At 64.9% G+C, this 13,961-nt stretch carries 10 protein-coding genes; 4 read left to right on the plus strand and 6 right to left on the minus strand.

Annotated features, from left to right (window positions below; all coding sequences use genetic code 11):
* Window positions 1-157: 157 nt before the first annotated feature.
* From AZSI13_RS09740 to AZSI13_RS09750, 3 genes are all read right to left on the minus strand, one after another.
* Window positions 158-1,426: a nitrate regulatory protein gene (locus tag AZSI13_RS09740; protein ID WP_109040976.1), complete on the minus strand. Its 1,269-nt coding sequence runs from the start codon at window positions 1,424-1,426 to the stop codon at window positions 158-160.
* A 325-nt stretch (window positions 1,427-1,751) separates the two neighbouring features.
* Entirely contained in the window at window positions 1,752-2,873 is a 1,122-nt protein-coding gene (locus AZSI13_RS09745) for a two-component system response regulator (protein WP_109040977.1), read from the minus strand.
* On the minus strand, window positions 2,857-6,315 hold the full coding sequence (locus AZSI13_RS09750; RefSeq protein ID WP_109040978.1) for an MASE3 domain-containing protein: 3,459 nt from the start codon (window positions 6,313-6,315) through the stop codon (window positions 2,857-2,859). Before AZSI13_RS09750 ends, AZSI13_RS09745 begins: the two co-directional genes overlap by 17 nt.
* A 109-nt stretch (window positions 6,316-6,424) precedes the next feature.
* Between AZSI13_RS09750 and AZSI13_RS09755 the strand changes: the two genes are divergently transcribed.
* From AZSI13_RS09755 to AZSI13_RS09765, 3 genes are all read left to right on the plus strand, one after another.
* Window positions 6,425-6,670, plus strand: a complete 246-nt coding sequence (locus AZSI13_RS09755; RefSeq protein ID WP_235609724.1) for a hypothetical protein — start codon at window positions 6,425-6,427, stop codon at window positions 6,668-6,670.
* Window positions 6,671-7,065: 395 nt separating this feature from the next.
* Window positions 7,066-7,383, plus strand: coding sequence for a DUF485 domain-containing protein (locus AZSI13_RS09760; protein WP_109040979.1), 318 nt, complete (start codon window positions 7,066-7,068; stop codon window positions 7,381-7,383).
* Complete coding sequence (locus AZSI13_RS09765) at window positions 7,380-9,128, plus strand: cation acetate symporter (RefSeq protein WP_109040980.1); 1,749 nt, start codon at window positions 7,380-7,382, stop codon at window positions 9,126-9,128. Before AZSI13_RS09760 ends, AZSI13_RS09765 begins: the two co-directional genes overlap by 4 nt.
* A 392-nt stretch (window positions 9,129-9,520) precedes the next feature.
* Here AZSI13_RS09765 and AZSI13_RS09770 read toward each other — a convergent pair whose 3' ends face one another.
* Both AZSI13_RS09770 and AZSI13_RS09775 read right to left on the minus strand, forming a co-directional pair.
* Window positions 9,521-10,939, minus strand: a complete 1,419-nt coding sequence (locus AZSI13_RS09770) for an EAL and HDOD domain-containing protein (RefSeq protein WP_109040981.1) — start codon at window positions 10,937-10,939, stop codon at window positions 9,521-9,523.
* A gap of 83 nt (window positions 10,940-11,022) precedes the next feature.
* Window positions 11,023-11,583, minus strand: coding sequence for a PilZ domain-containing protein (locus AZSI13_RS09775; protein WP_109040982.1), 561 nt, complete (start codon window positions 11,581-11,583; stop codon window positions 11,023-11,025).
* Between the two features lie 109 nt (window positions 11,584-11,692).
* Here AZSI13_RS09775 and dacB point away from each other — a divergent pair, with 109 nt between their 5' ends.
* Window positions 11,693-13,171: a D-alanyl-D-alanine carboxypeptidase/D-alanyl-D-alanine-endopeptidase gene (gene dacB / locus AZSI13_RS09780; protein ID WP_109040983.1), complete on the plus strand. Its 1,479-nt coding sequence runs from the start codon at window positions 11,693-11,695 to the stop codon at window positions 13,169-13,171.
* Window positions 13,172-13,238: 67 nt separating this feature from the next.
* Here the strand turns inward: dacB and sfsA are convergent, their stop codons facing one another.
* Window positions 13,239-13,955, minus strand: a complete 717-nt coding sequence (gene sfsA / locus AZSI13_RS09785; RefSeq protein ID WP_109040984.1) for a DNA/RNA nuclease SfsA — start codon at window positions 13,953-13,955, stop codon at window positions 13,239-13,241.
* Between the last annotated feature and the right edge of the window lie 6 nt (window positions 13,956-13,961).

The following is a 13,961-nucleotide window of genomic DNA, read 5'->3' on the forward strand; positions in this document are numbered from 1 at the left end:
GCGGAATCCGTGCCAACCTTGCGAACCTGCGCCAACCCATTGAATTACATTGAAAATTCATAAAGCCCCCGAATCCCCCCAGCCCTCCCCGCCCCGCAACGGGGCACCAGCAAGGTGCGCCGCTCCCCGGGGCTGCACCAGGAAACCCCGCTGCGGCTCAGCGCCGGCCGGGGAGGAAGTCGGCCATGGCGAGCACGGCCTGGGCCACTTCCGCCAGGCGACAGTTGCGGTTCATGGCCTGCTGCCGCAGTAACTGGTAGGCCGCCCCTTCGTCCAGGCCCTGGTGGGTCATCAGCAGGCCTTTGGCCCGCTCCACCAGCTTGCGTTCATCGAGGGAAGCCCGGGCGGCGGCCAGTTCGTCGCTGACCGCCTGCAAATGCCGGGACTGGGCCTGCAGGGCCTCGACGATGGCCCGGGCCAGGCGCGGCCCCATGGCGCCGCCAGCCAGTTCATCGTCGCTGCCGGGCACGCCCTCCAGGCCGGTGACGAAGAGGGACAGGGCCGCCGGCGGCGCCATGTCGGGCGGCAGGGCGGCCAGGGTGGCCTGGTGATCCTCCAGTTCCAGCTGCTTGCGCGCCACCTGGCGCTCGCAGGCCTGTTGCAGGCGGGTGGCGAGCTGGCCCTCGATGCGGTGGATGTCGTCCATGCGGCGGGAACAGCAGGCGAACCAGTCATCCGCCAGGGCGGCATCGAGGTGCCCCTGGAGATGCATGAGCTTGCGCCGCAAACGCTCAATCTCGGCCATGGGCATGGCCTGCTGGGCTTCCTGCCAGCGGGCCGCCAGCCCCTCGTCGCAGAAGGAGGCGAAGCGGGCGAAGCACTGTTCCTGCAAATCGATGAGGTGTTGCAGGGTGGCCACCGTCTCGGCGGTGGACTGGCCGGCGGCGAAGGCGGCAGCGCCCGCCGCCCGCTCCTGGCCGGCGAATTCCTTGCCCTGCATGAGATTGAAGAGGGCCACCAGCAGCCGGGAGGCGGCGGGATCAGCCGCAATATCCGCCGCTTCGAAGACCAGGGCCAGCAGGGCGCCCACCAGACGGCTGTAGCGTTCCGTCGCCTGGGCAGGGCTGCAGCATTGGCCCCGCACGGCAGCACGGATGGCGGGCAGCTCATCAAGGGCGCCCAGGGCCATGGCAATACGGCTGAACAATCGGGCGGCGCCCGCCAGGCTCTCGCTCAGTTCCAGACGGTCGAGCCAGTCGCGCACCCGGGCCTGGGCGCCCTCGCTATCGGCGGCCCGGGCCTCCCACAGGTCACCGAAATGGCGGCCGCCGGAGGCGAGAAAGACGTTGGCAGCCCCCCGCTCGCATTGCAGGCGGTGCACCAGCTCGGCGACGCCCCGTACCAGTTCGCAGGTACGGGCGAGTTGCTCCAGCTCGCGAATTTCGCAGCGCCGTGCCGCCACCAGATAACCAAACGCCGTTCTCATGCACCTTTCCTTCCCGTAGGCCGGGGCGCCGCCGGACGGGGCGCTCCCGACAGCCTTCAAGCAAGAGCCGTGCAACGGCAAGGCGAGGAGGTGGTGGTCGTGGTGGCGGGGCGAAAAAATCGGCAGCCCGCGGCTCCCGGCAGCCCTCAGTAACGGGCATCAAGAAAGGCCGGCGGTAGCGGTGGGAGGGTGGGACGGAGGTGAAAGGCGAAGCGGATGGGAAGGCCGATGCGGGGAAAGGCTGTCGGCGCGCAAGGTCGCCGTGATTCAGATGGGGCAAGCCGGGGCGAAGCCGCCCCGTTTCGGTGCATCCCGACCCGGCGCCTCAGGTATCGGCGAAGCGCTGGGCGATGCGGATGAACTGTTCCTTTTCCTGGAGGAAGGCATCGACGATGTCGGGGTCGAAATGCTTGCCCCGTTCGGCAACGATGATCTCGGTGGCCTGCTCGATGGGCATGGGAGCCTTGTACACCCGCCGGCTGATGAGGGCGTCGAAGACATCGGCCAGGGCCATGATGCGGGCCGCCAGAGGGGTGTCTCGCCCGGCGGTGCCATCTGGATAGCCACGGCCGTCCCAGCGTTCGTGGTGGGAACGGGCAATGCAGCGGGCCACCTCGAGGAAGGCCAGAGGGCGGGAATCGCTACGATAGATGGAACTGTCGGCCGCCTGTACCTGGGCCATGGCCCGGGCGATGGCATCGCTGCCGATGATGGTGTGGCCGCGCATGACGGCGAATTCTTCCTCGCTCAGGGCGCCGGGCTTGAGCAGGATCTTGTCGGGCACCCCGACCTTGCCCAGGTCGTGCAGGGGGGCCGCCTTGACCAGCTTGGAGAGCTGGTCGGCCGTCAGGGCCTCGGCGTATTCGGGACGGTTGGCCAGGGCCCGGGCCAACACCTCCACATAGCCCTGGGTGCGGTAGATGTGGTTGCCCGTATCCGTATCCCGAACTTCCGCCAGGATGGCCAGGGCCGCCAGGCTGGCGCTCTGCACGATCTCGTTGTCGTGCATGCGGTGCACGATTTCCGACTCGAGGAACTTGTTCTGGTCCGCCAGCCAGTCCCGGGCCCGCTTGTTCTCCAGATGGGTGCGCACCCGGGCGAGCACCACCAGGGGCTTGATGGGTTTGACGATGTAGTCGACGGCACCGAGGACGAAGCCTCGCTCCTCGTCCTCGGCCGCATCCCGGGCGGTGACGAAGATCACCGGGATATCCCGGGTGGTGGCGTTGGCGCGCAGGCGGGAGAGCACGGCATAGCCGTCCAGGTCCGGCATCATCACATCGAGGAGGATGAGGTCCGGCCTGGGGTCGGAGGCAGCGGCCTTGAGGGCCCGCTCCCCTGAATCGGCGACGCGGATGCGGTAGTGGGGCTCGAGCAGGTCGCCGAGGATAGCAAGGTTTTCGGCTTGATCGTCGACGATGAGAACGGTGTCAGTACGTGGGCTCATGGTGCTGCTTCAACAGTTTCAGGGCGTCGCCGTAGGCGAAATGTTCGATGGCGGCCGCCAGGGACTCCTGGACGGCATGGGGGAAGACGCCGCTCAGCCGAGGACGCAAGTTGCGAAACAGGCGGCGGGCCTCCAGGTCGTCGCTGGCGAGGAGCTCGGCCAGTTGCTGCAGTTCTCGCAGGATATCGGCAGACGGCGGCTGCAGGGGCTGTGCGTCATCGCCAGGGCTGGCGCTCTGCAGGGCCTGGCGCAGCCCCGTCACGAGCAATGGCAGATCGGCGGCGAGGGCAGTCAGGGCGGACTCTGCCGCCCCGGCCTGACCATGCTCCATGGCGACTTCGATGGCATGGGCGTGGTGGCGGATGGTGGTGGCACCAATATTGGCAGAGGCGCCCTTGAGGGCGTGAGCTAACTGGCGCGCCTCCTGGAACTGTCCCCGGGTCACCAAATCCTGCAGGCGGGCGGCATCATCGCCGTGGCTGCCAGCATAGAGGCCGAGCACCCGAAGGTAGGTGGGCCACTTGCCGCAAACCACCTTAAGCCCGGCCGCCACATCCAGTTGGGAAATGGCGGCGAGACGGGCGCGACGGGCGGCGTCGTCGCCACCTTCTCCGGCCACAGGGGGCACCGGGGCGGCGTGGGCGGCCGCCGGCGTGGCGGGCAACCAGCGCAGCAAAGTGGCGAACAGCCCTTCCGGGTCCACCGGCTTGGCGATGTGGTCGTTCATGCCGGAGGCCAGGCAGGCCTGACGATCCTCGTCGTAGGCATTGGCCGTCATGGCGAGAATGGGCACGCTCTGCCGGCCAGGCAGGCGACGGATCTCGGCGCAGGCGCCCAGACCGTCCAACCTCGGCATCTGAATATCCATGAGGATGATGTCATAGGCATTCTGCCGGGCCAGATCCACGGCCACCTGGCCGTCATCCGCCACGTCAACGATCAGGCCGACGTTGCGCAACAGTTCCAGGGCTACTTCCTGGTTCACCAGATTGTCTTCGGCCAGCAGCACGTGGCGGCCCCGCAGGGGCGTCAGGTCGTGGCCGATGGCGGGCCGCAGCGTCGGCCGCAGGTGTTCGCCGGTAACGCTCTCGACGATGGCGTCGAGCAGGGCCGAAGGGGTCACGGGCTTGGGCAGGGCAAAGGCGATGCCGGTCTTGGCCAGCATTTCCTCCTGGCACTCCCGGCCGTAGGCGGTGACCAGGACGATGCCCGGGGGTGGCACCGGGTAACGCTTGCGGATTTCCCGGGCCACTTCGGTACCGTCCATTTCCGGCATTTTCCAATCCAGCAGTACCAGGTCATAGGGCCGGCCGGCGGCGCTGGCCTGCTCCAGGGCAGCCAGGGCGGCGGCGCCGGAATCCACCAGGGTGGGCCGGCAGTTGAGGGGGCGCAGCATGTCACCCAGGGTTTCCCGGGCTTCTTCCAGATCATCCACCACCAGCACTTCCAGCTCCCGCTCCAGGGAGCGGGGGGCGGCAACCGGGATTTCGTCAGCCCCAGGGGCAAAGCTCACTTCCAGCCAGAAGGTACTTCCCAGGCCCAGGGTACTCTCCACGCCGACGCTGCCACCCATGAGATCGGCCAGGCGCTTGCTGATGGCAAGACCGAGGCCGGTACCGCCGTACTTCCGGGTGGTGGAGACATCGGCCTGTTCGAAGGGCTGAAAGAGGCGGGACTGCTGTTCGGGGCTGAGGCCAACACCGGTGTCGCTGACTTCAAAGCGTATCCGCACCGCAGTGTCGTCACGACTGACCTGGCGGGCCCGCAGGGTGATGGCGCCGTGCTCGGTGAACTTGACGGCGTTGTTGGCAAAATTCACCAGCACCTGGCCCAGGCGCATGCGGTCACCCCGCAACAGGGGCGGCAGGGCGGGGTCGATACGGCTGATGACTTCCACACCTTTGGCCTCGGCCTTGTCGCAAACCATGGAGTGGAGGCTGTGAAAGACGCTTTCCAGGCTGAAGTCGGCCATTTCCAGGCGTAGTCTTCCGGCCTCGATCTTGGAAAAATCCAGGATGTCGTTGATGATCCCCAGCAGGTGCTGGGCGGCGTCGGAGATCTTGTCCAGTTGCTCGAACTGGCGTGGCAGGATGGCGTCCCGCCGCATCAGGTGGGCCAGGCCGACGATGGCGTTCATAGGGGTGCGGATTTCGTGGCTCATGTTGGCCAGGAAGGCACTCTTCGCCGCATTGGCGGTATCCGCCATGGCCTTGGCCTGCTTCAGTGCCTCCAGCATCTGCTGCTGTTCGGTGACGTCCTGCCAGGTGCCGACGATACGTTCCACCTGGCCCCGCTTGTCTACGCTCGCCTCGCCCCGCATCTGGGCAAAGCGCACGCCCGATGCCCCGCCGCTGCGCAGCAGCAGTTCAAAACTGCCGCCGTTGCGCAGACAGTCGTCAAAAGCCGCCTGCAAGGCTGCCCGATCCCCCTGGTCGATCAGGGCCAGCAGGTCGGGCAAGGCCAGCAAACCGGATTCATTGAGGCCAAATAACTTGAAGGCATCGCCACGCCAGCGCCAAGCGTTGGGCCCCGGCATCCATTCCCAGCGCCCCAGGCGAGCCAGTTGCTGGGCTTCCCGCAGGCTAGCTTCGCTAATTTTGAGATCGCGGAAGAGCAGGTTGATCGGATCCCGCAGGCCGGTGACGACGACCGCCCGGTAAATGAGGAAAAAGGCGCCAATCTTGAGGATGTGCCCCAGTTCGTTGAAGGCGTCACTCATGGCGTCGCTGACGTACATGGTGAAACACAGCTCGGTGCCGATCATCAACACCAGGGACCACTGGATGCAGTGATAGACGCGTTCGTCGAACAGGTGCCGCCGTAGGTAAAGCAGTACGGCGCCGGCCAGCAGCAGGGTACAGACCAGATACTCGCTATAGACCTTAAAAGGCGTCAGCCCCTCCCCCGCAACGAAACAGACGGGAAATACCTTGAAATAGAGGATCGAGGCAATGACCAGCGTGGTCACCAGGGCATAGACGGTGAGCACCAGCGGCACATGCACCTGGCGACGGGTGCCGAGAAACCAGAAGCCCATGAGCATGCTGATGGACTCCATATAGCGGGCGGCGATCCAGAACTGGGGGGCGTAGTAATCGTAATCCGTGAAAATCGGCATACCCTTGAAGGAGAGGGTATGGAGCAGATCGATGGCGCCGACGAAGAGGTAGGCAATGCCGATGAAGAGGACGTACTGATTGCGGATGGAGGCGCCGCAGTTGAGGGCGATGATGAACAGGGTGACCGCGATGAAGATGCTGAACAACTCGGCCATGCTGTGAAACAGCAGGTAGTTGTAATGGGAGGTCAGATGGACCCCCAGCAGCAGCACCAGAAAGCCGACGCCTTCGCCCAGGGCGAGGGCCAGGTGGTCGCGCAGATAGGCGGAAAGCCGGCGCAGGGGCGCCTCAGGAGGCAGGACGGGAGTATCGAGGGCGGCCATGTTGTTATTACCTGCTGGTGATGGCTGGAGGGGATCGGTGACTATGGAAAATCCTGCACCTTCCGAGTTTCAAAGTATGCCATGGGTTATAGAATATGGCGCTCCATCCATGACGGATGAAATCCCCCTCGAGCCTGCCAAGACCATGACCTACGAAGAATACCTGGACGAAGTGACAACACTGATTACGGAAAAATACAACCTGGAGGACGAGGACGCCATCGCCCTGGTCATGGCTGCCCAGGATCAGGAGTATTTCTGCCCCCACGACGAAGACCCGGGCCTGCGAACCCTGGATAACGCCCACGTCGATGCCCGTCAGCTTTTCAAGGATCGGCAGCGCCTCCTGGGCTGAACCCGCCCGGCACCGTCGTGCCTATCGTTCGTTTTCCGCACCCGCACCTTCCCCCACGCCTCCTTCCCCTCCCCCGCCGAGTTTCACCACCTCGGCGGGCAGCCCCGTGGATTTATGAAAAATCCATGTAAAAACATGTCTTTCGCAAATTCACTAATAAGAAACTGATTTCATATTTTGTGAATCAAGGCGAACAAGCACGCCACCACGCCACCGCCAATGGCGCAGCGCAGCATTTTTTATCTCAATAAATCATTGAGTTAGCCGCGCAAATTTTTACATCGGCGACGCAAAAACTTCTCACTTAAGTAAGGGAACTGTAAGTCTCGGACGACATAGTTCGGTCCCATGGTCAGTCCTTCGGCTGACCGCGGAGGTTTTTTAGGAGGAGAAAAATGAGTCAACAAGAGCTGACAAAGCGAATTCGGGCCAACCCGAAATTCCACGAGCTGAAAAGCAAGCGCAACGTCTTCGGATGGACGCTGACCCTCATCATGCTGCTGGCCTACTACGGCTACATCGCCATCATCGCCTTCGACAAGGCGCTGCTGGCTCAGAAGCTGTCGGAAACCGGTGTGATGACTGTCGGCATTCCCGTCGGTGTCGGCCTGATCCTGTTCACCATCGCGATCACCGGCCTCTACGTACGCCGCGCCAACGGCGAATTCGACGCCCTGACCGAGCAGATCGTCCAGGAGGAAATGAAGAAATGAAAAAACTGACCCACTCCCTCGCGCTCGCCGTGCTGGGCCTGCTCAGCTCCCCGGTGTTTGCCGCGGCGCTGGAAGGCCAGGCTGAAAAACAGGCCACCAACTGGACCGCCATCCTGATGTTCGGCGCCTTCGTGGTTGGCACCCTGTTCATCACCAAGTGGGCGGCCTCCAAGACCAAGACCGCAGCCGACTTCTACACCGCCGGCGGCGGCATCACCGGTTTCCAGAATGGCCTGGCCATCGCTGGCGACTACATGTCTGCCGCTTCCTTCCTGGGTATTTCTGCCGCCGTGTTCGCCAACGGTTACGACGGCCTGATCTACTCCATCGGCTTCCTGGTCGGCTGGCCCATCATCATGTTCCTCATGGCCGAGCGCCTGCGGAACCTGGGCAAGTTCACCTTTGCCGACGTGGCTGCCTATCGCTTCCAGGCTACCCCGATCCGCGCTCTGGCGGCTTCCGGTACCCTGGTGGTGGTGGCCTTCTACCTGATCGCCCAGATGGTGGGTGCCGGCCAGCTGATCAAGCTGCTGTTCGGCCTCGACTACTGGATGGCCGTGGTACTGGTCGGTATCCTGATGATGGTCTACGTGCTCTTCGGCGGCATGACGGCCACCACCTGGGTGCAGATCATCAAGGCCGTGCTGCTGCTCTCCGGCGCTTCCTTCATGGTGTTCATGGTGCTGGCCAAGTACGGTTTCTCCCCTGAAGCCCTGTTCGCCGACGCCGTGCGCATCAAGACCGACCTGGCTGCCAAGGGCCTGCTGGCCAAGGCGCTGGAAACCGATCCCAATGCCACTGCCCAGACGGTCGCCGCTGCTGCTGCCGCCAAGGGTCAGTCCATCATGGGCCCGGGCTCCTTCATCAAGGACCCCATCTCCGCCATCTCCTTCGGTATGGCCCTGATGTTCGGTACCGCCGGTCTGCCCCACATCCTGATGCGCTTCTTCACCGTGCCGGATGCCAAGGAAGCTCGTAAGTCCGTGTTCTGGGCCACCACCTGGATCGGTTACTTCTACATCCTGACCTTCATCATCGGTTTCGGCGCCATCGTGCTCGTCGGTACCAACCCCGAGTTCCTGGATGCCAAGGGCGTGCTGAAGGGCGGCGGCAACATGGCGGCTATCCACCTGGCCAGCGCCGTGGGCGGCAACGTGTTCCTCGGCTTCATCTCTGCCGTGGCCTTCGCCACCATCCTGGCTGTGGTTGCCGGTCTGACCCTGTCCGGTGCTTCCGCCGTGTCCCATGACCTCTACGCTTCCGTGTTCCGTCATGGCAACGTGGATAGCGCCACGGAAATGCGCGTGTCCAAGATGACCACCATCGTCCTGGGCATCATCGCGGTGGTGCTGGGTATCGCCTTCGAAAAGCAGAACATCGCCTTCATGGTGTCCCTGGCCTTCGCCATCGCCGCATCCGCCAACTTCCCGGTGCTCTTCATGTCCGTGCTGTGGAAGGATTGCACCACCAAGGGCGCCTTCTACGGCGGCTTCCTGGGCCTGATCACCGCTGTTGTCCTGACCGTCCTCTCCAAGTCCATCTGGGTCGACATCCTGGGCAACAAGACCGAGGTCTTCCCCTACGCCTCTCCCGCCCTGTTCTCCATGGCTGCCGGCTTCATCGGTATCTGGCTGTTCTCCCTGATGGATCGCAGCGAGCAGGCCGCCAAGGAACGTGTGGCTTACCTGGATCAGGAAATCCGCTCCGAAACCGGCATTGGCGCCGCAGCGGCCTCCTCCCACTAATCAGAAGAACCGACCCACCTTCACAGCCCGGGGCATGCCCCGGGCTTTTTTCTTTGGTGGGCACCGAGTCCCAGCCCCCGCCTGGGCGAGCCCGGTGCAATTCAGCCACCGCCATGACGACGGCACCGATCAGCATCTGGCAAGCCCGGCAAACTCGGTTTGTGGAATTCGGTAGGGGAAGGTGCGCCAACTACGGCGTGCTACTGGCAGTACCGGTGGCGGACAGACACCCGGGTCAGGCCCGGGGCCACAGAAGACGGAGAAAAAGAAGGACAAGAACAGCCGGCCTGGCGGCAAGGCCTAGCGCGTAACGACCCAAACCAGCACAACCACGACAGCCATGCCGTGGCCCCTGCCTGCATGGGACGGGCCGCACCGGATGCGGCCGGACCTTATTCGCCGCCCAGCTCGCCCACTTCATGGGCCCAGGCCATGGAGGCCAGCAGTGCCCGATTGGTAACATCGGATTCGAAGCCAGCCTTGGCGGCAGCGGCTTCGATACGCTCGGCATCGAGGCTCTCACAGGCTTCCGCCAGGTCGAGCAACTGGCCGTAGGGTCCCTGCCGAGTCAGCAGTGCCTCTTTCACAGCCGCCGGCAGGGTTAGCTGCCCTACCAGCTCCGCCAGGGGCTGCTGCAGCAAGCGGTCAAGCAGGGAAAAGGCGCCGCAGAGGAACAGGGCGTCATGCTCGACGACAGGAAAGCGGTCGGCCCCCAGCAGCTCCATGAGGCGCCCCCGGGTCAGGGCCAGTTCGACAATCAACCATTCGCCGAAGCCCCCGCCCTGGGGAGCGAAGAGCAGCAGGGAGAGCCAGCGGTAGAAACGCACCTGGCCCAGCACCACCAGGGCATGTTCGATGGAGGTCACCGGCGAGGTCAGGCCGATGCCCGGTGAATTGATGTAGCGCAGGATGCGGAAGGAGAGCAGCGGATCCTGCTTGAGGGAGGCGGCCAACTCCCGGGTTTCCGCCTCGTTGCGCAACTGGTTGAGCAGCTGGACGATGCGCATGCGGGAAGCGGCCCCCTTGGTCGGCGCCCAGGCCTCCTTGAGGGAAACGGCCGGCCCCTGGAAAAAATCGAAGCCGCGCTGGAAACAGAGATTGAACTCATCCACCGTCTGCACGTTGTCGGCAATGATCTGCACCGTATGGCCATCCACCGTTTTCAGGGCGTAGGCCAGATTGCGCAGACGTTCGCCATCGAAGGCCGCGACGTCGATGGCCACGTAATCCAGGTGGGGACGCAGGGTGGCCAGGGGTGCCTTGTCCGGCGGCACATACATGCCGAGGGAAAAGCCTTCCTGGCGCAAACGGGCCAGCAAGGCCGGCGGCGGCAGGCTATCGCCCCCGGCATCCGCCGGCAGGGACAGCATCAGCACGGTGTTTTGGCGCGGCAGGCGGGTCAGGTAGGCGGATTCGAGACCTTCCGGCGTCACCGGAACGAAGGCCTGACGCTGGCCCAGCACCCCGCCTTCACCGGCAGCATTGGCCAGTTCCTGAAACAGGGTGTCCTGCAGGTTGCGCTGACTGAGCCCCCCACGGCCGGCCAGACGGGCCGCCAGGCGGGACTCGAGGGAAAATTCATAACCGGCTACCCGTTGCTGTCGATTGACCACCGGTTCCCGGCGGACAAAGGAATGGGAGGCCAAGGCCGGACGCCCGACGGTAGTTCCAGCCGGCGTGCCAGCGGCCGGAACAGCGGCAGATGGGGTTACGGGGGCATCGGAGATTTCCGACGCAGCGGCCCCGGTGGCCGGGTTCGTCTCGGTGGCGCCGTTATCGCCGCTGAGGGCGCGGAATAGACGGGAAAACATGGGAGAAGGCGCTCCGGGGATGAAAGCGTCATTCTAGACCGGGAAGCCCCGGTACGGCACCCCTTCAGGGGAGTCGGCAGGCCTCAGGCCGCCTTCCAGAGCAGCGCGATGGCGGGGGACAGGCGTTCGACGACAACCCCGCGCTTCTCTGCTGCCATGCGGCATAGGGCCAGACCCTCGGCATCGGCGACGGAGACTTCGGAAAGATCGATTTCCGCCACCCCCATCTTGTCCAGGGCATGATGGAAGTCGTTCCGCAGGGACTGGTTGAGGGCGCCGGCGATACGCATCACCTTGCGGCCGCCAATGGTATGCATGGAGAGCACGGAAGCAATGCCGTTGCGCAGGGAATCCGCAATGGCGCCTTCCAGCTGGATTTCCGTCGCCGGACCGAGGTCAAAGCGAATCCCCACCATCTCCCCGACCCGGCTGACCACCGTCGGTACCGTATCGATACCCATGCCCTGCAGGGCGAATTCCATGCCGAAGCGATCCCCCATGGCCAGGGCCAGATCCGTGCTGAGCAGGGCGCCGCCGAGGGAAATGTTATGCAGTTCGGCCCGCACGTTTTGTCCCTTGATCCCCACATAGGCAGGCAAGGGCTTGGCAAAACGGATGCGAACGTGACGGCGCTTATCTTGCATGGGCTGGACTCGACGATGGAAGGGGATCGGCCGGGCAGACGACTGGGCGCGCGGAGAGCCGGCGGAACGCGCTATTATCCCCGCAACCTGTGGCCTCCAACGCCTAATTATGCGCACTTTTGTTTTCTTTTCTTGTCATCTGCGGCGTCTCTGCCGCCTCCTCGCACTTCTGCTGCCGCTGCTTCCCCTGGCCGCACCAGCCGCCGACCGCTTACCCCGGGAAGGCGCTCCCCTACCCCCCGAAATCGTCCGTGCCCTGGGCAGCGCCGGCCTGCCGGCCAGCCAGGTAGCCATTGCCCTGCAAGCCGTCGACGCGCCTTCACCCCGACTGCTGCACAACGCCAGCCGGCCGCAGAATCCGGCTTCCGTCATGAAGCTGGTGACCACTTACGCTGCCCTGGAAAAACTAGGGCCCGCCTACACCTGGAAGACCGACCTCCTGGCCGACGGGCAGCCCCGCGACGGCCGACTGACGGGCAACCTCTACCTGCGCGGCAGCGGCGACCCGGCCATGACCCTGGAGCGCTTCTGGCTGTTTCTCCGCCAGTGGCGGGAGCGGGGGGATCTGCGGCAGATCAACGGTGATCTGGTGACGGATCGTCGCGCCTACCAATTACCTCCCTTCGACCCGGCCGCCTTCGACAACGAGCCTCTGCGCGCCTACAACGCCAATGCGGATGCACTACTGGTGAACTACGGCGCCCTGCGCTTCACCCTCTTGGCCGATACGCAGGGCAATACCGTTCGCCTCATCCAGGAAGTGCCCCAGGAAGGGCTGACGGTCAGCAACCAGATCGTGGCCGGCAACGGCGAATGCGGCGACTGGCGGGAGAAGCTGAGCGTACGCTTCGATGGCCCCCGAGGCCGCCTGGAACTGGGCGGCACCTTCCCCCGCAGCTGCGGCGAGAAGCCCCTGCACCTGGCCCTGTTCTCGGGTGACCGCTATCTCAACGCCCTCTTCCGCCCGCTGTGGCGGGAACTGGGCGGCAGTTTCACCGGCCAGGTCAGGGAAGGCGCCGTACCGGCCGATGCCGGCCTGCTGGCCCGCTGGGAATCTCCAAGCCTGGCCGAGCTGGTGCGGGATACCAACAAGTACAGCAGCAATGTGATGGCCCGCCATCTCTTCCTCGCCCTCGACGACAGCGCTGGCAGCGCCACCCCGGCCGGCGCCCGGCGGGGCCTGCAGCGACTGTTGGCGGAGCGGAACCTGAACTTCCCGGAGCTGGTGGTGGAAAACGGCTCGGGCCTGGCCCGTGGCGATCGCATTGCTGCCCGCAGCCTGCTGCAATTGCTGGTGACGGCCTGGCGCAGTCCGGTGATGCCGGAATTTGTTGCCTCCTTGCCCGTCGCCGGCCGCGACGGCACCCTGAAACGCCGCTTCGGCAGCGGCACGGCGGCCGGCCGCGCCCATCTGAAAACCGGCTCCATCGAGGGCGTGCGGGCCTGGGCCGGTTATGTCAATGATCTACAGGGGCGACGCTGGGCCGTGGTGGTCATGGCCAGCGGCCCCCAGGCCGCGGCGGCCTGGGGCGTGGTGGACAACCTGCTGGAGTGGATTGTCAGCCAGGCGGGAAAGGACCCGGGCTAAGCCCATACCGGGCGCCCCACGTCCGGCGCCGGCGCAAGCAGGTATTGGCTTGGCAGGCCGGGATCGATCAGTCCGGGCAGACCACCGGCAAAGGATGCAGCAGGCGGATGCCACTCGGCAGCACCTCGGCACCGTAGGCCAGCACCTCCACCCCGGCGGCCAGCACTTGGCGCAGGGTACGACCATATTCCGGGTCGATATGGTCTGCCGGCCGCACTTCCCGCACATCGTCCCGCTGGACGCAGAAGAAGAGGACCGCCCGATGCCCCCGGGCGACTTCCTCGGCCATTTCCCGCAGGTGCTTGGTGCCCCGCTCGGTCACGGCATCGGGAAAGAAGCCCAGGCCGCCGGCGACGGCAGCGGTGACGTTTTTTACTTCGACATAGCAAGGCGGACGGTCGTCGGCCTCCAGCAACAGGTCGATGCGGCTGCGCCGGCCATCGGGGCCGCCGTAGGGCACCTCGCCCCGCAAGCGTTCATAGCCGGCCAACTGCGGCACCGCACCGGCCTCGATAGCCTCCCGCACCAGGCCGTTGGTCCGTCCGGTATGGAGACCCACCAGCACGCCATCGGCCTCGACGATTTCCCAGGTCCAGGGAAGCTTGCGCTTGGGGTTGTCGCTGGCCGACAGCCAGACCCGGCTACCGGGATCCTTGCAGCCCTGCATGGATCCGGTATTCGGACAATGGGCGGTGACGGTGGTGCCATCAGCCAGTTCCACATCGGCCAGGAATCGCTGGTAGCGCCGCAGCAGGCGCCCTTCGGTCAGGGGAGGCAGGAGCATGGCGAT

This window comes from Azospira sp. I13 (genome assembly GCF_003112695.1).
Classification (GTDB): domain Bacteria; phylum Pseudomonadota; class Gammaproteobacteria; order Burkholderiales; family Rhodocyclaceae; genus Azospira.